This window comes from Pseudomonas sp. P106(2024) (assembly GCF_057480815.1).
In genome coordinates this window covers 156,039-175,604 of record NZ_JBLIYU010000005.1, presented here as the reverse complement: position 1 = coordinate 175,604, position 19,566 = coordinate 156,039, and the positions used below count along the sequence as shown (strand labels likewise).

Here is a 19,566-nt window from a genome sequence, read left to right as displayed (position 1 = left end):
GAAGCCCACTGATGGAGAACGTTCATGCCTAGACCCGATGACCCAAGACCGCAGGTTGATATCGACGACACCGAGGACCGCATGGGCAGTGTCCACGAACTGGATTTCAGCGAGCGCCGCGATGAACGCCAGGGGCGTGTCGGCGACGAGCGTCCGGCGCGCGAAATCGCCGAGGATTACCCGCCCCGACGTGTCGCCGAAAGCGGCATGACCGGCGGCGAGACCCTGAGCGATAGCCTGCACGAGGACAATGTCACCCTCGACGATTTGAGCCCAGACACGCTGTTTGATGAAACCGGCGCTCGCGACCCGCATGAGCCTGGCACAGGCGGCGGGCCTGCCGACCAGGACCTGCGCCAGGTGGACGCCCACGAGATCGGTGGCGGCATCGGCCTGGACGAGGCCGAACTCGCCCGCTCGGCGCCATTGGACGGTGAGCCGTGGACCGATGAGGTGGTGCCTGATGACGACAGGAGAGAGCCGTGATGAATGAGCAACGCTGTTCCTGCAACCACTGTTCCTGCACCGTAGATGCCAATGCCCTGGTCCAGGATGGCAAGGCCTATTGCTGCGAAGCCTGCGCGACGGGGCATAGCAATGGGGAGGCTTGTCGTATGGCGGACTGCAAATGTGGAGAGATAACCCAGCCGAAGGAGAGCAATGTCGATAACGCTTTGGATGAAACATTCCCGGCGAGTGATCCTATATCGCCATAAAGTTCTTTCATTCTCGACGGCTGTTTCGTTAGAATCTCCGGTGAAGGGGAGTTATTATATCAACATGCGCACCATTCAATAGCAGCTCTTTTGATCTTGATCTTGATCTTGATCTTGATCTTGATCTTGATCTTGCTGTTGCTTCTAAGTGCACAATAGTTCAGACGCCGCCAATTGCGACTTCAGGAGGCCGAGCGGAGTTCTTGCGGAGGGAGGTGACGGGCATGGATGCCCGTCAAGCGCTGCGCCCCAGGATGGGGCGTTCAGCGCGGTCCTCCCGGGAGCAAGAACGGAGCGAGGGGACCCCGGAGCGAAGCGTAGGGGCCGGATGAATGGAGCGAGGATTTTTTGGTGACTTTTTGATCCTTCAAAAAGTTACCCGCCGTAAGGGCGGAAAGGTGACTTTGCGTCACCATCGCAAATGAATGCGCATATAACTTTCAAAACACACTCTCTCAAAGTCAAAGTCAAAGTCAAAGTCAAATGCGGTCGGAGTCGGTTTTAATAGTTGTAAGTGCATTCATTTGCGATGTCGACGCATAGTCACCTTTTCGCCCTTACGGCGAGTTCCTTTTTGAAGGATCAAAAAGGAACCAAAAAATCCTCGCTCCATTCATCCGCCCCTACGCTTCGCTCCGGGTCCCCTCACTCCGGCCTTGCTCCCGGGAGGACCGCGCTGCAGGGCCCATCCTGGGCCCCAGCGCTTGACGGGCATCCATGCCCGTCACCTCCCTTCGCAAGGCCTGCGTTCGGCCTCCTGAAGTCGCGAAGTTACGCGCGGCGCCTGGGCTGACGCAGCTGTCGCTAGCGGGCTATGGCGCTAGACTCTTGATCGGCAACGGCAACGGCAACGGCAACGGCAACGGCACAGCGCCGAGCTTGCCTCGGGAGGACGCCGGCGCGTCTCAAGCCACCTTGCGTAAGGCCTCGATCAATTCTCCCTTGCGCATGCTCGAGCGCCCGGCAATGTGCCGCTTGCGCGCACGGTCCATCAGTTCAGCCTTGGTCATGTCCTCCAGCCGCTGTCCGGGGCGAGGCACGCCATGCTTGGTCGCCACCGCGCGCCGGGCCGATGAAGCCCTCGCCTGGGCCTTGGCCGCAGGGCTTTTCTTCTGCCCGGAACCGCCTTTGCGCTCGCCGCCTCCTGACTGCTTGTTGACCGTGGCCCAGGCGCGGGCTTCGGCTTCGTCCTTGGACACGCCCTTGTCCTCATAGCTCTGCTCGATGTGCTCGGCCTTGCGTTTCTGCTTGTCGGTGTACTTGTCTTTGTCTCCACGTGGCATGGTCGTTCTCCTCTGCGTCAGTGAGTCTGCCAGACCCCGTTGTTGCGCTCGCAATCGCTGCGCGCCTGGCCCAGGCTCGGGGTGTCGTAGTAATAGGTGATGATCCGCGCATCCTTGGGCACGGCTGGGCGGGTAGAGGGCTCACCACGTCCGGCGGCATCGGGGTTGGCCAGGGTCTCCTGGGTCAGCGGCGCGATGCAGCTGCCGACGCTGCCGTCGGCGCAACGCTCGACCCGGCGCTTCTGGCTGTTGAGCATTTCCTTGCTTTCGTTGCTGCACGACCAGGCGATCGCTTCGGCCGGCATGTTGCCGTAGCTGTAGCACGTGTGCTGCTGTACCGGCTTGACCGCCTCGCTGGAGGAGCGTGTGACCACATCACAGCCTTCGGCCAGCACCTGCCCGCTGGCCAAGGTGCCCAGCAGTGCCATGTACAGAATGAACCGCATGATGTACCTCCCGGGCGATGGCCCATCAGCGCTTGTCGAGGGCCGGCCCGGTCTGTTGGCGCAAGGCCTTGGCGCGCTTCTCGAGGATCAGGTAGGTGAACACCGCCAACAACAGCGGAATCAGGTAGTACAACGTTCGATAACCCAGCAGCGCGGCGACCAGCTCGCCCTGACCGAGCTGGCCATGGAGCAGGGCGAGGAACACGGCCTCCAGCACGCCGAGCCCTGCGGGAATATGGGCGACCACGCCCGCCACGCAGCTGATCAGCAGCACGCCCAATACCGACGGATAGAACAGGTCTGGTGGCAGCAGCAGGTGGATCAGTGCTGCCATCAGTGCCCAGTTGCTCGCGCCCAGGGCCACCTGGCACAGCGCCAGGCGCAGGCCCGGCAGGGTGACTTCGTGCCCGCGCAGGTCCCACGTTCGCCGCTTGGCGAAGGCGCAGGCGAACAGGTAAGTCCACGCGACCGCCATCATCAGTACGCCGATCAGGCGCAGGCCCCCAGCCCCCACCGCCCAGTTTTCCGGCAGCTTGACCATGCCAAGGGCGAACACGGTGCCGGCCAACAACAGGTAGCCCATCCAGTTGGTCAACAGACCCAGGGTGAGGATGCGGGTGATGGTTGGCGTGTCGAGCCCCAGCCTGCCGTACAGGCGATAACGCAGGGCCACGCCACCGACCCAGGTGGTGAAGTTGAGGTTGAACGCATAACAAACGAACGCCACCGGCAGCACCTGGCGGGCCGGCAGGCGATGGCCGGTGTAGGCGCGAGCGAGCAGGTCGTAGCTGGCGAACACCAGGTAGCTGCACAGGGCCAGCAGCAACCCCAGGGCCAGGGTCGAGGGTCGGTAGGCCAGCAGCGACTGGCGGACTTCGTTCCAGTCCAGGTTACGCGCCAGGGTGAACAGCAGCACCGGGATCAGCACCAGGAACAGCACGGTCAGCAGGCGTTTGCCCCAGGTCTTCCAGCGCGGCGTGGCCATCAGGTCTTACCCCCGTGGTAGCCGGCCGGGGCCTCGCTGTCGGCTTGCAACGACTGCAGGCGTTGCCGGTGCGCCGGAAACCAGCCGGCGATACGCGGGAAATAGCGGGTGATGTGGAAGCCCAGGAAGATCAAGGGTGCGCGCCACCAGTAGCCACGCACCATGCGCTCCAGCGTCACGGTCTTGCAGTGTTCGCGGCTGAGCTCGCTCAAGTGTTGGTAGAGCACATCGTTGAAACCACGGTCGCGAACCAGCAGGTTGGCCTCCAGGTTGAACGACAGGCTCAGTGGGTCGAGATTGCTCGAGCCTACGGTGGACCACTCGTCGTCCACCAATGCCACCTTGCCGTGCAGCGGGCGCTGGCAGTACTCGTGGATGTGCACGCCATCGCGCAGCAGGTAGTTGTAGAGCAGCCGCGAGAGCGCGCGCACCCAGCGCATGTCGGGCTGCCCCTGGAGGATCAGGGTCACCTCGACCCCGCGCCGAGCGGCGTTGCGCAGCTCGCGCAGCAGACGGTAGCCCGGGAAGAAGTAGGCATTGGCCACGACGATACGTTGCCTGGCTTCACGGAAGACCTGCAGGTAACAGACCTCGATATCGTTGCGATGCCGCCGGTTGTCGCGCTCCACCAGCACGGCGCTGGCCGGGCCCGCATCAATGCCGGTCGGCCGGACCTGGCTGGCGGTGTCCAGCACCGGTGCAAGCAGGCGGCAGGAGGATGCATGTACCTGGGCAACCACCGGGCCGACGACCTCCACGGCGTAGTCCTGCTTGGCCTGCGGACCGAAGTCGCCGAGATGGTCGGCGCTGTAATTGATGCCGCCGATGAACGCGCGCTGCCCATCGATCACCAGGATCTTGCGGTGCAGGCGGCGGAACAGGTTGGTGCGCATGCCGGCCAGCCGGGGTTGCGGATCGAACGCATGGAAACGCACCCCGGCCTCGGTCATCGAGGCGATGAAGTCGTCGGGCAGGTCCGCGGTGCCATAGCCGTCCACTGCCACCTCGACCCGCACCCCCCGCCGCGCGGCGTCGATCAGGGCCTGGCGCAAGGGTTGGCCGACCTTGTCGTCATAGATGATGAAGGTCTCCAGGAGGATCTCCTCGCGTGCCTGGGCCATGGCCTCGAACACGCGCGGGTAGTACTGCTCGCCGTTGATCAACAGTTCGATACGGTTGCCGTTGCTCCAGGACTGTTTCATAGCGTCACCTGCGCCACCAGTGGGGCATGGTCGGAGAGGTGTGACCAGGGGTATCTGGACAACACCCGCGCTTGGCAGGCTTGCGCATTGCGCAGGTAGATGCGGTCCAGGCGCAGCAGCGGCAGGCGGGCGGGAAAGCTGCGCGCCGGCCTGCCAAAGGCCTCGACCAGGTATTCTGAGAGCCGCGAATCCGCTTTCAGGCGCCAGTCGTTGAAGTCACCGGCGATGATGACCGGCTCGTCCGGCGGCAGGCTGTCGAGCAATGCCAGCAGCAGGCCGACCTGGCGCTGGCGATGGGCCTCGCGCAGCCCCAGGTGCACGCAGATCGCGTGTACCTGCTCATGGCCAGGCACTTCGAGCAGGCAATGCAGCAGGCCGCGTTCCTCGTTGCCGTGGATCGTCACGTCGAGGTTGTCGTGGGCGCGAATAGGAAACTTGGACAGCAGGGCGTTGCCATGGTCGCCATGGGGATAGACCGCGTTGCGCCCGTAGGCGAACTGCGGCCACATGCTGTCGGCGAGGAATTCGTACTGAGGCGTCGTCGGCCAGGTCGGGTGGCGTTCGGCATGCCCGTGGTGGCTGCCATGCACCTCTTGCAGGAACACCAGGTCGGCCCCGGTGGCGCGCACCGCCTCGCGCAGCTCTGGCAGGATGAAACGGCGATTGAACAGGGTAAAGCCCTTGTGCACGTTGAGGGTCAGCACCGTCAGGCGGTGCACGGCGGTCACCTTGTCGATGATGCAGCGGGGAGTGGGCAGGGTCCCGTTCATAGAGGCTCCTGCGGCTCGACGCCAGGCTCGGTCACCAGCTCGCCGTCAAGGCCGAGCTTGGCCAGCAGGCGGCGGGCATCGTAGGGGGCATGCACTTTCTGGTCGTTGTCGAAGTAACAGTACACGTCACGGGATGCGCGTTTTGCAGGGGCCCGGCGTACGACGCGCCGGGCATCTTCCGGTTGGCCGCCCGCAGCCCAGGCCTGGATGCGCAGGCGCCAGCGGCGCAGTGCGCTGGCGGTGTAGCCGCTGCTGTAGAGCTCGACATCGCCATGCAGGCGCAGGTACACGAAATCGGCCGTGATCTCCTCGACATAAGGCCATTTGCCCGCGCTGTCAGCGACCACCAAGGCAATCTTGTGCTTGCGCAGCAGGTTGATAAAGGTGTCGCAGAGGAAGCTGGGGTGGCGAATTTCCACGGCGTGGCGCAGGCGCTGGTTGCCGCGGATGGCCGTGCCGCCGTTGTCTTGCAGGCGCTCGGCCGCCTGGCGGGCAAGGAGGCGGGCAGCGTTGCGATCACGCGGCAGCTTGGCCAGGAAATCGCTGAAGCGTTGCGCATCAAATTTCAGGCTCGGCGGAAACTGCCACAGGAATGGCCCCAGCTTGTCGCCCAGCATTAGCGGGCCCGATGCGAAGAAGTTGGCAAGCGGCTCGTCGATTTCTCGAAGCCTGCGCACATGGGTGATATAACGCGGCGCCTTGACCGAGAACACGAAGCCCTGGGGTGTTTGGTCACGCCAATGACCATAGCGTTCCGGTGTCTGCAGCGCGTAGAACGAACCATTGATCTCGATGCTGTTGACCGCTCGCGAGGCGAAGGCCAGTTCGTCGTCCTGGCGTAGCCCCTTGGGGTAGAAGTCCTTGCGCCATGGGCCATAGCGCCAACCGGAAATACCAATACGGATCTCGCTCACGAGAGCCCCCTGTGTTCGTGTACTTATCAGTAGCGACTGGTAGCGGCGCGAGAGGGTTCATCAGGATTGACGAGTGGCGCTGGCGGAAATGCCCTGGCGGAGCTTTGTTGGCGACAAGGCACCGCCGTTTGGTTCTTTCTATGACTGATAAGTCAGCGATCAGCCTCTCAACGTGTTGAAAGGGTTCCAAAAAAAACGATCGGTGGTCAGCCTAGTTTCCGACAATGTGTCTTACTTAGATCTCACCGTGGGAGAACGTGATGAGAGAAAGAGGTCAGACGTATTGGGATTGGATGGATACGCAGCTACATTGCCGTACGCACACTGAAATACTTGATACCGGCTGGACTATAGATGTCCAGGTGCGCCTTTCACGTGTTGGAACCACACAGTTGTTCATGGGCATCTATCGCCAGGACGGTGCATTGATCCACGAAGAAGCCTATGGGACGCGCCCGGGGCAGTCCATGACGACCGCCCTGCTATGGGGTGTTGCCAGGGCGCGTGAGCTGGCCTGTTCTCAATCCTCTTCCGATGCCGCTTCCCACTGACGGAACGAAGGACTGCCTAGCTACCGGCCAGCGCCTTGATCAACTGCTCGTTGAAGGCCGGAATATCGTCTGGCTGGCGACTGGTAATCAGATTGCCGTCCACCACCACTTCTTCATTTACCCAGTTGCCGCCAGCGTTGCGAATATCATCCTGCAAGGTCTTGTAGCTGGTCATCCGTCTGCCTTTGGCCAGATCACTCGATACCAGCAGCCAAGCGCCATGGCAAATGACCGCCAAGGGCCTGCTTGCCGAGTCGTGGCTTTTCACCAATTTCTGCGCTGCAGGCATCAGGCGAATGGTATCGGAGTTCTGTACGCCCCCCGGCACCACAATGGCATCGTAAAGATCAAGGTGGGCGCTCTCGAAGGTGGCGTCCACCGCAAACTCATCGGCAGGCTTGTCATGGTTCCAGCCGCGAACGGTTCCCTCCTTGTCACTGAGAATGTCGATTACCGCTCCATTTGTTTCGAGCGCTTCGCGAGGCCCCGTCAGTTCCACCTGTTCAAAACCATCAGTGACCAGGAAGGCAACGCGCTTGCCATTCAGTTGAGCAGTCATTTTTCGATCTCCGTTTTCGATGGGCCCTGGGAGGCGAAGGGCTGTGCTCCTGCCGCCCAAGGTCAAGGTGCGGTCATCCGTCAGATTGTTCCTCGGGTGCCACTTGGCCTTCCGGCCAGTCGGGTGCCTCGTGTTTCGGATCGGGCGGCGGTACCTTGTCGCCGGGGTCGTGCGCGGCCTTGCTTCGTGCTTGTACCGCAACTGTCCAATACCTCCCCAGGGCGAACGCTGTCGCCCTGGGGAACGCCTTTGCAATCAGCGTTCCTTGTCCATGCGTTGGCCTGGGTCACGTTGTTGGCCGCCGACTGTTCCGGTGTCGGAGAGGTTTTCCTTGTCCTCAGGCTGCTCCAGCGATTGCCCGCCTTGTCGCCCGGTGTCCTGGGATTGCGCCCACTCCTTGTCGGTCTTGTCATCAGGTCGTTGGCCACCTTTCTGCCGGTCGGTCATGTCGCCCGCCGAGCCGTGGCCCCCTTGCTGGCCGGCGTTGCCCACGTTGGTGTCGGCGCTACGGTCGCCGCCCTTGTCTTGATTGTTAGCCATGATGGCTTACCTCTGGTCGAACACAGGAAGGTCTGTGTTCAGTTATGACTGGGCCGTGAGTCATCGCACTGCAATGATTTTCCGATTTTCGGACCGGTTGTCTGAAGGACTGCGAGGCAAACATTTAGCGGGTGAACAACCGCGGTACAGCGCGTGGTCGGCGAGAAAAACTGGAACTTTGCCCGCCTTGCGAACCTCCACCGCATGCCGGCGCGCAAACCGAGGTGAGCCATGAACAGCGAAAATGCTTTTGACGACGATCAACCGCAAGCCACGGTGCAACCGGGCAAGTGGCCTGCAGGAGACCCAACGCATGAAATTCGACCGGTTTGCCCATTGGCTGGCCAACCACAGTGGACGCCCGGTGATCTTCATCATCGCGCTGATGCTGATCATTGCCTGGGGCGTCAGCGGGCCATTGTTCCACTTCAACGACACCTGGCAACTGGTGATCAATACCTCGACCACGATCATCACCTTCCTCATGGTGTTCCTGATCCAGAACACCCAGAACCGCGACAACGATGAGCTGCACATCAAGATCGACGAGCTGCTGCGCACCACCAAGCGGGCGCACAAGGCCCTGCTCGACCTCGAAGACATGGGGCCGGCCGAACTGCATGCGCTGCGCAAGCATTACCAGCAGATCGGCGAGCACGACCTGGCGGCGCCGGGCAGTGACCTTGCGCAAAAGCACACGCCTGACTGACCCTGGAGGACGACATGGCCAGACATATCATCCACTACACCGGCCCGATCAACTCCGCGACCTGCGGCAACCTGATCAATACCTGCTCCAAGGCCCTGCAGCAGGGCGCTGAGCTGTTGCAAGTGAATATCGCCACCATGGGCGGCGAATGCAGCTACGGCTTCACCCTGTACAACTTCCTGCGCGCCTTGCCGGTGCCGGTGCATACTCACAACCTGGGCACGGTCGAGTCGATGGGCAACATCCTGTTTCTGGCCGGTGTTCACCGTACCGCCTGTGCCTGCAGCAAGTTCCTGTTCCATCCGTTCCACTGGACCTTGCACGGCTCGGTGGACCATGCGCGCATGGCCGAATACGCCATGAGCCTGGACTACGACCTGCGCCTGTATGCGCAGATCGTCGCCGAACGAACCGAAGGCGCCAGCGACGTGCTGGACGTGCCGCGTTACTTGATGGCCTATCCGCGTATCCTGGGGCCGGAGGAGGCCCTGGTCAGCGGGATGATCCACGCCATCGACGAATTGCCCATCGCTGCGGATGCGGTGCAATGGAGCGTGCATGCGTGAGTGGGGCAGGGGGCGATGGAATGCGTCTTGACGACGCTGTGCCAGCCCAAGCTCAATAGGGCTCCGATCCGCACAATGTCTCTATGGCCTCGACCAGGTCGTCGTACCCCACCGGTTTGCTCAGGTGCCGGTCGAAGCCTGATTGGCGTGAGCGGTACTGGTCGGCGCTGGCACCATAGCCGGTCAGGGCAATGGCCGGCGTGTAGCGCAGGTGCCCCAGGGCACGCAGCGCCTTGATCAGGGCGTGGCCGTCCATCACCGGCATGCCGATATCGGACAGGATGATATCGTAGCGCCCGCTGGCGGCGGCCTCCAGCGCCGCTTGCGGATAGCTATAGGCCTCGACTTGCGCGCCTTCCATCTCCAGCAACTGCTGCATGACCTCGAGTATTTCCACCGAGTCGTCCACCAGCAGCACCTTGACGCCGTCCAGGCGGCCGTCGCTGGTCTGCCCGGATGCCTCGTTCGGGGCCTGACGCCCGGGCGCGCACAGTGGCAGGCAGACCGTGAAGGTCGTGCCGCAACCCAGCCCCGGGGAATACGCCGCCACCGTCCCGCCATGGGCCTCGACCAGCTGGCGCACCAGTGACAGGCCGATACCCAGGCCGTCGCGGTTGCCGGACAGCTGTGGGGCGGCCTGGGTGAACAGGTCGAAAACGCTCTCCAGGCTGTCCTCGGTCAGGCCGACACCCTGATCGATCACCTCCAGGCGGGCATGGGCGTCCTGTCTGGCGAGTACCACGCGAATCTCGCTGCCTGCGGGGCTGAATTTCAATGCGTTGTTCAGCAGATTCCAGATGATCTGCTCGAGCCGCGTGCCATCGGCCTCCACGTGAACAGGCGCGCCATCCGCAGGCAGTGCCAGGCGCACGGCGCAAGGATGCTGTTCGTTAAGCACCACGGCATGGATCCCCTGAAGTACCGTGCCCAGGTCGATCACCTGGGTCTTGAGCTTGAGTTTGCCGGTGCGGATGCGAGCGACATCAAGCAGATCGTCGATGATCCGCGCTTGACTGGAGACCGCGTCGCAGATAACGCCGATGGCCTTGCTGGCAGCGCTGGCGGCTTTCACCGACGGCGACCGCCGCAGGATCTCGGCGTTGAGCTGGATCAGGTTCAGCGGGTGCTTGAGTTCATGGGACATGACGGCGAAAAACTCGTCCTTCATGTGACTGGTGCTCTGCGACTCGGCCAGTTGCTTGCTCTGCTCGTCGTGCAGGCGCTTGTGGCCGGTGAGGTCGCGGGCGATCTTGACGTAGCCCCGCAAGCTGCTGCCCTTGAGGCGCGACACCTCGCCGCTGCAATAGAAACGGCTGCCATCCTTGCGTACGTGCCAGCGCTCGTCCTGACCACGACCATGGAGGCGGGCGCTGCGCAGTTCACGCTCCGGCACGCCGCTGGCCTGGTCCTGCTCGGTGAAGATCAGCTGGTAGTGGCGGCCGAGGACCTCGTCCTTGCCATAGCCGAAAATCAGCGCGGCCCCCGTGTTCCAGTCGGTGATCAGGCCTTGGTCGTCAAGCAGGATGATGGCGAAGTCATGGGTGCTTTCCGCCACCAGGCGCATGCGTTCCTCGCCCTGGCGCAGGCGTTCCTCCGCGGCGCGGCTCTGGCTGATGTCGATGAAGGTCAGTACGGTGCCGTCGACGTGGCGCTCGCTGGCCCGGTAGGGCAGCAGGCGGGCCAGGTACCAGTGCTGGTTGTGGCCGAGCACTTCGCGTTCGATGGTGGTCTCGCGTTCGACCACCGCACGGGCATCGTCAGCCAGGCCTGGGTAGTCCAGGCGATGGGTGATGTCGAGCAGCGAACGGCCGGTGTCCACCGGCAACATGCTGAAGATGTCGGTGGCTCGGGGGGTGAACCAGCGGATGCACAGGTTGCGGTCGACGAACACCGTGGCGATGTCGGTGGAGGCGATCAGGTTGCTCAGGTAGTCGTTGACCTTGTCGGTCTCCTCGACCTTGGTCTTGAGCTCGTAGTTGACCGTCAGCAGCTCTTCGTTGATCGACTGCAGCTCTTCCTTGCTGGTTTCCAGTTCCTCGCTGGCCGAGCGCAGCTCCTCGTTGATCGCCTGCATTTCCTCGTTGGAAGCGGTCAGCTCCTGGCTGGAAAACTCCGATTGCTCGATGGTTTCCTGCAATTGCAGCCGTGTGCGATGCAGTTCGCGCTCCAGGTTGGTCAACAACATGCCTTCGCTCTGCTCGAGAGCAGGGCTGGGGCCTGCATTGCCGTCGACTTCGATGCTCTGGAACACCACCAGAAGGCAGTCGGTGCCACTGGGGTCATCCTGGTGGGGTTGGATCAGGATCTGCACCGAGGTCGAGTATTCGTCGAGGTTGACCTCGACCCTGCGCGAGGTCACCGCCTGGCCGCTGCCTTGCGCTTGCAGCAAGGTGCTGCGCAGGGCGGGCCGTAACGGGGCGATGACCAGGTTGAGCAGGTTGTGGCTGAGCTCGCCACCCGCGTGACGCAGGAAGCGTCCGACGCCTTCGCTCATGTGCAGGATATTGCCCTCGGTATCGACCACCAGGCTGGGCGGCGTGCAGCGGGCGAGGGCGCGGTGATGGATCTCGGCGTAGGACAAGCGGCGACTGCTACGTGCCCGGGCAGGTGACGCGAGCGCAGGTTCCGGGGCCTGCAGGCGCGCCGGATGACTGGTGGTCTGCACCTCCCGGGCGCGGAAGATGCGGTTGCGTTTGTCCACGGCGACGAACAGGTCGGCCGCAAGGTCCGTCGACTCGGAGCTGCCCAGGAACAGATGGCCGCCTGGACGCAGGGCGAAATGGAACAGGCGCAGGATGTCGCGTTGCACATCGCGGTCCAGGTAGATCAGCAGGTTGCGGCAAACGATCAGGTCGAGTTGGGAGAACGGTGGATCGGATAGCAGGTTATGACGGGCGAACAGAACCTTTTCCCGGATTTCCTTGCGCACCCGGAAGTGCTGATCCTCCTTGATGAAGAACTGGCGCAGGCGCGCCGCCGACACGTCGGTGGCGATGGCGTCCGGATACTGCCCGGCACGGCCGAGGCCGATGGCGCGTTCGTCGAGGTCGGTCGCGAATACCTGCACCTGGACGCTACGCTGCTCCACCGCCAACTGTTCGGCCACCAGCATCGCCAAACTGTAGGCCTCCTCGCCGGTGGAGCAGCCCGCCGACCAGATGCGCACTTCGTGCGCCGCCTCTTCAATGGCATCCATGTTGACCAGGCCGGGCATCACATGGCGCTGCAACGCTTCGAACGCCTCGCGGTCGCGGAAGAAGTTGGTCACCCCGATCAGCATGTCGGCCAGCAGCGCCCGCGATTCCTCAGGGTGGCGTTGCAGGAAATCGAGATAGCCGGCCAGGTCTGTCTGGCCGGTCACATGCAGCCGGCGCTCCAGGCGACGCAGCACGGTGGCACGCTTGTAATGGCTGAAGTCGTGGCCGGTCTCGCCTTGCAACGTCAGCAGGATCTCATCCAGCAGCGGGTCACTCGCCGCCGGGTCGCCCTCTCGCTCTCCCAGTGGTGGCGGCAGGCTGTCGTCTTCGATTTCCGGTAACTTCACCTGGCGCGCCGTACGCCACAACTCGACCAGGCGCGCAGGCATTTCATCCACCGGCAGCAGCAGGTCGACCATGCCGGTGGCCAGCGCCGCACGGGGCATGTCGGGGTATTCGGCATCCTCGGGTGCCTGCACCAGGGTCAGGCCACCTTGCTCCTTGATGCGCGACAGGCCTACGGCGCCGTCGCTGCCGGTTCCCGAGAGCACCACGCAGAAAGCGTGATCCTTGTGCACGTCGGCCAGGTCGCGGAAGAACAGGTCGATGGCCACATGATCGCCGCGGTTGCGCTTGGCCGGGCTGACCCGCAGGTAGCCGTCGTTGGTCGACAGGCGATTGGCCGGCGAGATCACATAGACATGGTTGCGTTCGATCGGCACCGGCTCGCTGACCTGGCGCACCGGCATGCGGGTGACGGCCTGGATGATCCGGTCGGCTTGGCTCTGGTGGTCCGGGGACAGGTGCAGCACGACGACGAACGCCATGCCGGAATTGTCCGGGGTGTGCTGGAAGAACCGGCGGATCGCCTCCAGGCCGCCGGCCGAGGCACCGATGCCGACCACGGGGAAGTCCAGGTGGCTGGGGCTGAGCGCCGGATTGTGCGGCGAGGCGAGGGGCGATTTGCTGGACGACTTCATGGCATCAGCCTTGTACGGACCTGGAAATGGCCCAGGGTGAATCGCCGGGCACTGGGCGCAGATTATAGGCTGCCGCTCACTTTGGCGACGAGCGGGTACCTTGAATCAGTGCAAGGTGTTCGATGGTTTCCTGATAGCGCACGGCAGCCCTGCTCCTACGAGCAGGACAATGGCGGCATGATCGAGTTGGTAGGCGCTGGCGAACAGCCGGCGATTCTGCTCAAGCGCGAGCGCGTGGCAGCCGTGTGTCATGGGCATGAAAACTCCGTTGTGCGAAGTGGGCATTCAGCGTTGTGACCGCAGGCTACGCGAATAAGTGCAAATGATTTGCCCGGTGTCGAGCCCATGCACCCTGCACGCTGGTTACCGTTTGTCAGGCACGGCAAGAATGGGTGGGATGTGGCGGATCGAGACGGCTCAAAACGGTTGCACGGTGGCACGGCTGCCACCTCCAACCCAGCCATGGGGCGGCAGCGATGTGTAATGGGCTGGCCCTTCCTTCACCGTGTCTGGCATTTTTTTTGAATTTTCATGGCGCACCACGATCAGTCAAAGAGTCATCCATGGAGAAGAGGAGGGCCTGCGGCGATGCCTAGTCCCCAGCTGTACACCATTGAATACCGGCTGCACGGAGAGCCACGGCGGTTCATCATCCGCCAGGAACACATGGACAATGCCGAAGCCTGGCACTGGGCCAGTTGCGACGCGGGGTTGGGGATCATTCCGAAGTTCGGGCGGGAAAAGATCAAAAAGGTCAGCCGACCGCTGGCCGAGCGGCATGGCATCACCGATGTGCACTGGCGGGTCTGATTCACGCCCTTGGTAGTGCGCAGGCCCTTGGCCAGCGGGCAAGTCCGCGCCAGGCCCTAGGCCCCGGATTCCGGATCGCTGGCCGGCACGCTGGGGCGGTTTTCTTCCTCGGTAAGGTCAGGGGCGGCATCCGCATCATCGGGATCGGGCTGGTCGTTGCGTCGGTCTGGCTCCAGTTCCGGCCAGTCGCTCTGCACGTCACCACCACCCATCCCGTGTTTCTCGTTCATGCCGGCATCCTCCCTCAACGCGTGCGGCGGAACATTCGCTGCTCATGCATTGGGATCGTGCAGGGGGGGTGGGAAGGTCTATCTCATCCCTTGCTTGGCGACAAGCGGTCGTTCAGTTTCCGGAATACTTCACGGCCGCCGCCGTGCGGGTCGGTACGTTGAGGGTCTTGAGCAGGGACGACACATGGATGCGTACGGTAAACGGCGAGATATCCAGCGCCCGTGCGATCTCCTTGTTGGTCTTGCCCTGGGCAATCAGGCGCAGCACGTCCTGCTGGCGGTCGGTGAGCTGTTCCAGTTCGCTGGAGGCCTCCCGTTGCGGCAGCAGGCCGCTGGGCACATAGTTGACCACCACCTCGCCGGCGCGAATGGCGAGGATGGCCGCGCCGATTTCCCCAGAGCTTACGCTCTTGCCGATAAAGCCATCGACACCCGCAGCCATGACTTCGCAGATGACCTGCGGGTCATCGACCATCGACACCACGATCAGCGTGGTGCGCGGCAACTGCCGGCGCAGCTCGGCGAGGCGACCGATGCAGGTCAGGCCGGGAAAGCGCAGGTCGAGGATCAGGGTGTCGGGCGTCTCGCCCAGTGTGGCCAGGCGCAGCACATCGGCCAGGCTGCCGGCTTCCTCCAACCGGGCGTCGGGCAGGATGCGCCGCACAGTGTTGACCATGGCTTCCCTGAACAGCGGATGGTCATCCGCCACGATGATGCGGCAACTCACGTCGAGGAACTCCCTGTCGTCCGGCACATGCTAATTTAGCAGTCAACTGCGGCATTTTCTTATGATGCATGCCGCAAATGCCGACTGGCGCACAAGGACGTTACCCCATGAGGTTCGAGAAGAACAACGAACTGGACCAGGCCAACCTGCGCATCATCGTCGCCTCCTGCGCGATCAGCTACGTGGCGCTGTTGGGCTTCCTGCCGGGACGCTCGCCGGCCACCTACCTGCCGGTACTGCTCTACTACGCAGGTTTTGTAGTGGTGTCGATCGGCATGCGCCAGGCCATCAAGCGCTGGCCGGGGCATTACCCGGCGCGGCGGATCTTCGGCATGCTCGGCGACTACACCGGTACCTGCTTCGGCCTGGTGGTCGGCGGCGAGACCGCATTGCCGCTGTATGCGGTGATGGTATGGATTAACCTGGGCAATGGCATGCGCTTCGGCTCGCGCTACCTGGCCATCGCCACGGTGCTGGCCCTGGCCGCGTTGCTGGTGGTGTGGCGGCTGACGCCTTACTGGCAGGAACAGCCGTTCCTGCTGCCGATGCTGCTGACCACCAGCACCTTGATCCCGTTCTACGCCCACCTGCTACTGGAGCGCACGCGCAAGGCCACGGCCCTGGCCGAGGCCGCGACCCGCGAGAAATCCCGCTTCCTGGCCCAGGCCAGCCATGACCTGCGCCAGCCGATCCACTCCATCGGCCTGTTCACCGCCTGCCTGCGCGAGGCGCGCTTGGGTGAGGAGGAGCGGCGCCTGGTGGACAGCATCGACCGTTCGCTGCTCAATGTCTCGCAGCTGTTCCGCTCGATCCTCGACCTGTACACCCTGGACAACGGCCGGGTGCAGCCGAAGTGGGAGGCTTTCGCGGTGGACGGCTTTCTGCGCGAACTGCTGCGCCAGAACAGCGAGGCGGCGCGCTGGGCCGGGGTCGAGATGCGCCTGGTGCCCAGCCATCACTGGATTCGCGCCGACCCGGGCATGCTGGCGACCATGGTGCAGAACGTGCTGTCCAACAGCTTCAAGTACGCCGCCGGACGCCCGCTGCTGATCGGCGTGCGGCCTCGCGGCCAGGGCCTGGCCATTGTCGTCTGCGACCAGGGCAGAGGGATCGCCGAGGAGCACCAGGGCCGAGTGTTCGAGGAGTTCTACCGGGTGCGCGAAGTGCGCGACAAGGATGTCGAGGGCGTTGGCCTCGGCCTGGCCATCGTCAAGCGGCTGGGGCGGTTGATGGGCCTGGAGGTCAGCCTGCGCTCGCACCTGGGGCATGGCACCTGCGTGACCTTGAAGGGGCTGTCCAGAGCCTGCGCGCAGGTGTCGCGGGCCACGGTCGACCAGGCCGTGCAGGCGGGCCTGCTCACGGGGCTGCGGGTGTGCCTGGTGGAGGATGACGACAACGTGCTGCAGGCCACTAGCGCCTTGCTGCAGCGCTGGGGATGCGAGGTGCAGGCCGAGTGTTCGCCCTTTGGCCTGGTCAGTGACTGCGATGTGATCGTCGCCGACTACGACCTGGGCCCGCAGGCCACCGGCATCGACTGTATCGACCAGCTACGCGCGCAGCGCGGCGCCGATGTGCCGGCGCTGATCATGACCGGTCACGACATCGACAGGCTGCAGGGCGCCTTGCAGGCACGGGGCATCGCGGTGCTGGCCAAGCCGGTGCGACCTGCCGAGTTGCGCGCGGCGTTGCGCGCCCTGCGCGAGAGGGGAACGGCACCGGTGGTTCAGGCCGATGCCTGAGGGCGTCACTGGAAGACAGGGGCCTGGCCTTCTTTCCAGCAGGTCGGTGACGGGGTGATAAGGCCCATGCCAGCGACCGCGACCAGGCCTCCGCTGGCCACCTGGCAGTCATACTGGCCCTTGGCGGTGCTGGCGCTGAAGTAGGTGGTGTTGGAGTCGCTGCGCAGATTGCTGACCTTGTTCACCGGCACGCCAAGGGTGACTTCGGCGCGCTGCTTGAGGGTGTCGGCGCTGGGGCTGGCGGTCTGGCAACCGGTCAGGGCGGCGAGGCCGGCGAGCAGGAACAGGGACTTGAAGGGGAGGGACATGGGGATCATCGCGTTGCTTCCTTGGCATTGTTCTCGGTACGGCGCACCCACCGCCAGGAAGGGGGCTGGCGGTGGGGCGACTATAGCGCCGAGGGGCGTTGCACGATGTAGGGCGGATGTGCGAGGTGGCATATTGCCTTTAGTGTCGGGTCTTTCAATGTATTGAGTAGTGACGTCAGGCTTGGACATGCCGGGGCTGTTTTGCAGCCCTTTCCGACCGGTCCGGCGCCCCGGCAAGGCCGCTCAGGGAGCGCGAATCGCCACCCAATCTCGCTTACCGCTTCAACACCAACGTCAAGATGTCATAACTGGCCACCAGCTCACCCAGTTGGTTGGTCACCTCCACATCCCAGGCCACCACCCCTTGCGCCTGCCCTTGCGGGCTGGTCTTGCCCTGGTCGATCTTGCGCTTGCAGGTCAAGCGCGCCTGGATGGTGTCGCCGATCCCCACCGGGGTGATGAAGCGCAGCGTGTCCAGGCCATAGTTGGCCAGCACCGGCCCTTCGCCCGGGCTGACGAACAACCCGGCCGCCGCCGACAGCACGAAGTAACCGTGGGCAATGCGCTTGCCGAACTGCGACTGCTTCGCCGCAATCTCGTCGAAGTGCATGTAGAAGTGATCGCCCGACAGGCAGCCGAAGTTGACCAGGTCGGCCTCGGTCACGGTGCGGCGGTGGGTCAGCAGCGATTCGCCGATGCGCAGGTCGTTGAAATGGCGACGGAACGGGTGCACCTCGGTCTCGATCACCTCGGCGCCGCGCACGTATTCACCGGTCACCGCCATGAGCATGCTTGGCGAGCCTTGCACGGCGGCGCGTTGCAGGTAGTGCTTGACCGCGCGCAGGCCACCCAGCTCCTCGCCGCCACCCGCTCGGCCGGGGCCGCCGTGCTTGAGCTGCGGCAATGGCGAGCCATGCCCGGTGGATTCCTTGGCTGCCTCGCTGTCGAGTACCAGCAGCCGCCCGTGCCAGGCCGCCGCCACCGGGATGGCCTTGGCCGCTACAGAGCGGTCAGCGGTCACCAGCGATGCCACCAGGCTGCCCTTGCCTCGCGCGGCCAGGGCCAGGGCCTCGTCGAGGTCGTCGTAGGCCATCAGCGTGCTCACCGGGCCAAACGCCTCGATGTCATGGGCGCCGCCTTCGGCATGCGGGTCGCGGGCCAGCAGCAGGGTCGGGGCGAAGAACGCACCCTCGGCCACGCCATCGCCGACCGCGGTGAAACCGTCACTGGCCCCCAGCAACTGCTCGCAGCTGTCCAGCAACTGGCGCACGCGCTCGCCGACATCGCGCTGCTGGTCGTGGGAGGCCAGCGCGCCCATGCGTACGCCCTCGACCGCAGGATCGCCCACCACCACCTTGCGCAGGCGTTCGCGCAGGCGGCTGGCCACCGCGTCGAGGTGCCTGGCCGGGACGATGGCGCGGCGGATCGCCGTGCATTTCTGCCCGGCCTTGGTGGTCATCTCCCGCGCCACTTCCTTGATGTACAGCTCGAACTCCTCGCTGTCGGGGCTGACGTCCGGGCCGAGGATGGCGCAGTTCAGCGAGTCGGCCTCGGCGGTGAAGGGCACCGAATGGCGGATCAGGTTCGGGGTCACGCGCAGCTTGGCCGCCGTGTCGGCGGAGCCGGTGAAGGTCACCACGTCCTGGCCCTGCAGGCGGTCGAGCAGATCGCCCGTGCTGCCGATCACCAGTTGCAGGCTGCCGGCCGGCAACAGGCCCGATTCGTTCATCAGGCGCACCACGGCTTCGGTCAGGTAGCTGGTCGCGGTAGCGGGCTTGACGATGCACGGCATGCCGGCGAGGAAGGTCGGGGCGAACTTCTCCAGCATGCCCCAGATCGGAAAGTTGAAGGCGTTGATATGCACGGCCACGCCTGTGCGCGGCACCAGGATATGGCTGCCGGCGAAGTGGCCTTGCTTGCCCAACGGGATCGCCGGCCCTTCATGCACCAGGTTGCCCGACGGCAGCTCGCGCCGGCCCATGCTCGAATAGGCGAACAGCGTGGCGTTGCCGCCCTCGATGTCGATCCAGCTGTCGGCGCGGGTGGCGCCGGAATGGCGGGACAGGGCGTAGAGCTGCTCCTTGCGCTCGGCCAGGTACAGCGCCAGGGCCTTGAGGCGGGCGGCACGCTGCTGGAAATCCATGGCCAGCAACTGCTTGAGGCCCTGGGCCCGGGCGAAATCCACGGCCTCGGCGAAATCCGGGCGCTCTTCGTGGCTGTAGGCCAGGACGTGGCCATCGAGGGCGCTGCGCAGGGCCTGGGCGCCATGCTGGCCGATCCAGCGGCCGGCGATGAAGCTTTGCAGGGTAGGGGCGGCGGACATGCTGTTCTCCT

The 19,566-nt window shown here is 64.0% G+C and carries 19 protein-coding genes; 6 read left to right on the top strand and 13 right to left on the bottom strand.

Annotation, left to right across the window (positions count from 1 at the left end; translation table 11 throughout):
* The first annotated feature begins 24 nt into the window (after window positions 1-24).
* Together AC25M7_RS11205 and AC25M7_RS11200 are read left to right on the top strand one after the other, a co-directional pair.
* Window positions 25-486: a hypothetical protein gene (locus AC25M7_RS11205; RefSeq protein ID WP_062363241.1), complete on the top strand. Its 462-nt coding sequence runs from the start codon at window positions 25-27 to the stop codon at window positions 484-486.
* On the top strand, window positions 486-716 hold the full coding sequence (locus AC25M7_RS11200; protein ID WP_081791518.1) for a metallothionein: 231 nt from the start codon (window positions 486-488) through the stop codon (window positions 714-716). Before AC25M7_RS11205 ends, AC25M7_RS11200 begins: the two co-directional genes overlap by 1 nt.
* Window positions 717-1,621: 905 nt before the next feature.
* Here the strand turns inward: AC25M7_RS11200 and AC25M7_RS11195 are convergent.
* From AC25M7_RS11195 to AC25M7_RS11160, 8 genes are all read right to left on the bottom strand, one after another.
* The gene (locus AC25M7_RS11195; RefSeq protein WP_062362457.1) at window positions 1,622-1,999 is read right to left on the bottom strand and encodes a Rho termination factor N-terminal domain-containing protein; all 378 of its coding nucleotides are present in this window, start codon (window positions 1,997-1,999) and stop codon (window positions 1,622-1,624) included.
* Window positions 2,000-2,016: 17 nt separating this feature from the next.
* Window positions 2,017-2,445 carry a hypothetical protein gene (locus tag AC25M7_RS11190; RefSeq protein WP_182324303.1) on the bottom strand — a complete coding sequence of 143 codons (429 nt, stop codon included), beginning with the start codon at window positions 2,443-2,445 and terminating at the stop codon, window positions 2,017-2,019.
* A gap of 25 nt (window positions 2,446-2,470) precedes the next feature.
* Complete coding sequence (locus tag AC25M7_RS11185; RefSeq protein WP_486971056.1) at window positions 2,471-3,430, bottom strand: lysylphosphatidylglycerol synthase domain-containing protein; 960 nt, start codon at window positions 3,428-3,430, stop codon at window positions 2,471-2,473.
* A complete protein-coding gene (gene clsB, locus AC25M7_RS11180; RefSeq protein WP_486971055.1) occupies window positions 3,430-4,632 on the bottom strand; it encodes a cardiolipin synthase ClsB in 1,203 nt (400 codons plus the stop codon). The genes AC25M7_RS11185 and clsB overlap by 1 nt, the downstream gene beginning before the upstream one ends.
* Window positions 4,629-5,402 carry an endonuclease/exonuclease/phosphatase family protein gene (locus AC25M7_RS11175; RefSeq protein ID WP_062362445.1) on the bottom strand — a complete coding sequence of 258 codons (774 nt, stop codon included), beginning with the start codon at window positions 5,400-5,402 and terminating at the stop codon, window positions 4,629-4,631. The genes clsB and AC25M7_RS11175 overlap by 4 nt, the downstream gene beginning before the upstream one ends.
* On the bottom strand, window positions 5,399-6,316 hold the full coding sequence (locus tag AC25M7_RS11170; RefSeq protein ID WP_028688903.1) for a DUF72 domain-containing protein: 918 nt from the start codon (window positions 6,314-6,316) through the stop codon (window positions 5,399-5,401). The genes AC25M7_RS11175 and AC25M7_RS11170 overlap by 4 nt, the downstream gene beginning before the upstream one ends.
* A 567-nt stretch (window positions 6,317-6,883) precedes the next feature.
* Window positions 6,884-7,426 carry a type 1 glutamine amidotransferase domain-containing protein gene (locus AC25M7_RS11165; protein WP_028688902.1) on the bottom strand — a complete coding sequence of 181 codons (543 nt, stop codon included), beginning with the start codon at window positions 7,424-7,426 and terminating at the stop codon, window positions 6,884-6,886.
* Window positions 7,427-7,681: 255 nt separating this feature from the next.
* Window positions 7,682-7,966: a hypothetical protein gene (locus AC25M7_RS11160; RefSeq protein ID WP_028688900.1), complete on the bottom strand. Its 285-nt coding sequence runs from the start codon at window positions 7,964-7,966 to the stop codon at window positions 7,682-7,684.
* A 313-nt stretch (window positions 7,967-8,279) separates the two neighbouring features.
* Here AC25M7_RS11160 and AC25M7_RS11155 point away from each other — a divergent pair, with 313 nt between their 5' ends.
* Both AC25M7_RS11155 and AC25M7_RS11150 read left to right on the top strand, forming a co-directional pair.
* Entirely contained in the window at window positions 8,280-8,675 is a 396-nt protein-coding gene (locus AC25M7_RS11155) for a low affinity iron permease family protein (RefSeq protein ID WP_486971054.1), read from the top strand.
* A gap of 14 nt (window positions 8,676-8,689) precedes the next feature.
* The gene (locus tag AC25M7_RS11150; protein WP_028688898.1) at window positions 8,690-9,241 is read left to right on the top strand and encodes an ATP-dependent Clp protease proteolytic subunit; all 552 of its coding nucleotides are present in this window, start codon (window positions 8,690-8,692) and stop codon (window positions 9,239-9,241) included.
* 52 nt (window positions 9,242-9,293) lie between these two features.
* Here the strand turns inward: AC25M7_RS11150 and AC25M7_RS11145 are convergent, their stop codons facing one another.
* On the bottom strand, window positions 9,294-13,418 hold the full coding sequence (locus AC25M7_RS11145; protein WP_069017602.1) for a CheR family methyltransferase: 4,125 nt from the start codon (window positions 13,416-13,418) through the stop codon (window positions 9,294-9,296).
* 588 nt (window positions 13,419-14,006) lie between these two features.
* On the opposite strand from AC25M7_RS11145, the gene AC25M7_RS11140 reads away from it, so the two are divergent.
* Window positions 14,007-14,228 (top strand): DUF6555 family protein, encoded by a 222-nt coding sequence (locus tag AC25M7_RS11140; protein ID WP_028688896.1) that lies wholly within the window; start codon window positions 14,007-14,009, stop codon window positions 14,226-14,228.
* 56 nt (window positions 14,229-14,284) lie between these two features.
* On the opposite strand, the gene AC25M7_RS11135 is transcribed toward AC25M7_RS11140, so the two are convergent.
* A complete protein-coding gene (locus AC25M7_RS11135) occupies window positions 14,285-14,458 on the bottom strand; it encodes a hypothetical protein (protein WP_158216149.1) in 174 nt (57 codons plus the stop codon).
* Window positions 14,459-14,570: 112 nt separating this feature from the next.
* On the bottom strand, window positions 14,571-15,185 hold the full coding sequence (locus AC25M7_RS11130) for a LuxR C-terminal-related transcriptional regulator (protein ID WP_486971053.1): 615 nt from the start codon (window positions 15,183-15,185) through the stop codon (window positions 14,571-14,573).
* A gap of 107 nt (window positions 15,186-15,292) precedes the next feature.
* On the opposite strand from AC25M7_RS11130, the gene AC25M7_RS11125 reads away from it, so the two are divergent.
* Window positions 15,293-16,924 carry an ATP-binding response regulator gene (locus AC25M7_RS11125; protein ID WP_182324314.1) on the top strand — a complete coding sequence of 544 codons (1,632 nt, stop codon included), beginning with the start codon at window positions 15,293-15,295 and terminating at the stop codon, window positions 16,922-16,924.
* A 5-nt stretch (window positions 16,925-16,929) separates the two neighbouring features.
* On the opposite strand, the gene AC25M7_RS11120 is transcribed toward AC25M7_RS11125, so the two are convergent.
* A complete protein-coding gene (locus tag AC25M7_RS11120; RefSeq protein ID WP_036985759.1) occupies window positions 16,930-17,232 on the bottom strand; it encodes a hypothetical protein in 303 nt (100 codons plus the stop codon).
* A 274-nt stretch (window positions 17,233-17,506) separates the two neighbouring features.
* Window positions 17,507-19,555 carry a phenylacetic acid degradation bifunctional protein PaaZ gene (paaZ, locus tag AC25M7_RS11115; protein ID WP_486971052.1) on the bottom strand — a complete coding sequence of 683 codons (2,049 nt, stop codon included), beginning with the start codon at window positions 19,553-19,555 and terminating at the stop codon, window positions 17,507-17,509.
* Window positions 19,556-19,566 lie beyond the last annotated feature (11 nt).

What these genes read in the sequence shown, in the direction of transcription:
- AC25M7_RS11205 (WP_062363241.1), top strand. Translation starts at nt 25, where the DNA reads ATGCCTAGACCCGATGACCCAAGACCGCAGGTTGATATCGACGACACC.
- AC25M7_RS11135 (WP_158216149.1), bottom strand. Translation starts at nt 14,458, where the DNA reads ATGAACGAGAAACACGGGATGGGTGGTGGTGACGTGCAGAGCGACTGG.
- AC25M7_RS11160 (WP_028688900.1), bottom strand. Translation starts at nt 7,966, where the DNA reads ATGGCTAACAATCAAGACAAGGGCGGCGACCGTAGCGCCGACACCAAC.
- AC25M7_RS11185 (WP_486971056.1), bottom strand. Translation starts at nt 3,430, where the DNA reads ATGGCCACGCCGCGCTGGAAGACCTGGGGCAAACGCCTGCTGACCGTG.
- AC25M7_RS11125 (WP_182324314.1), top strand. Translation starts at nt 15,293, where the DNA reads ATGAGGTTCGAGAAGAACAACGAACTGGACCAGGCCAACCTGCGCATC.
- AC25M7_RS11195 (WP_062362457.1), bottom strand. Translation starts at nt 1,999, where the DNA reads ATGCCACGTGGAGACAAAGACAAGTACACCGACAAGCAGAAACGCAAG.
- AC25M7_RS11190 (WP_182324303.1), bottom strand. Translation starts at nt 2,445, where the DNA reads ATGCGGTTCATTCTGTACATGGCACTGCTGGGCACCTTGGCCAGCGGG.
- AC25M7_RS11140 (WP_028688896.1), top strand. Translation starts at nt 14,007, where the DNA reads ATGCCTAGTCCCCAGCTGTACACCATTGAATACCGGCTGCACGGAGAG.
- AC25M7_RS11145 (WP_069017602.1), bottom strand. Translation starts at nt 13,418, where the DNA reads ATGAAGTCGTCCAGCAAATCGCCCCTCGCCTCGCCGCACAATCCGGCG.
- AC25M7_RS11155 (WP_486971054.1), top strand. Translation starts at nt 8,280, where the DNA reads ATGAAATTCGACCGGTTTGCCCATTGGCTGGCCAACCACAGTGGACGC.
- AC25M7_RS11175 (WP_062362445.1), bottom strand. Translation starts at nt 5,402, where the DNA reads ATGAACGGGACCCTGCCCACTCCCCGCTGCATCATCGACAAGGTGACC.
- AC25M7_RS11200 (WP_081791518.1), top strand. Translation starts at nt 486, where the DNA reads ATGAATGAGCAACGCTGTTCCTGCAACCACTGTTCCTGCACCGTAGAT.
- AC25M7_RS11120 (WP_036985759.1), bottom strand. Translation starts at nt 17,232, where the DNA reads ATGTCCCTCCCCTTCAAGTCCCTGTTCCTGCTCGCCGGCCTCGCCGCC.
- AC25M7_RS11165 (WP_028688902.1), bottom strand. Translation starts at nt 7,426, where the DNA reads ATGACTGCTCAACTGAATGGCAAGCGCGTTGCCTTCCTGGTCACTGAT.
- clsB (WP_486971055.1), bottom strand. Translation starts at nt 4,632, where the DNA reads ATGAAACAGTCCTGGAGCAACGGCAACCGTATCGAACTGTTGATCAAC.
- AC25M7_RS11150 (WP_028688898.1), top strand. Translation starts at nt 8,690, where the DNA reads ATGGCCAGACATATCATCCACTACACCGGCCCGATCAACTCCGCGACC.
- paaZ (WP_486971052.1), bottom strand. Translation starts at nt 19,555, where the DNA reads ATGTCCGCCGCCCCTACCCTGCAAAGCTTCATCGCCGGCCGCTGGATC.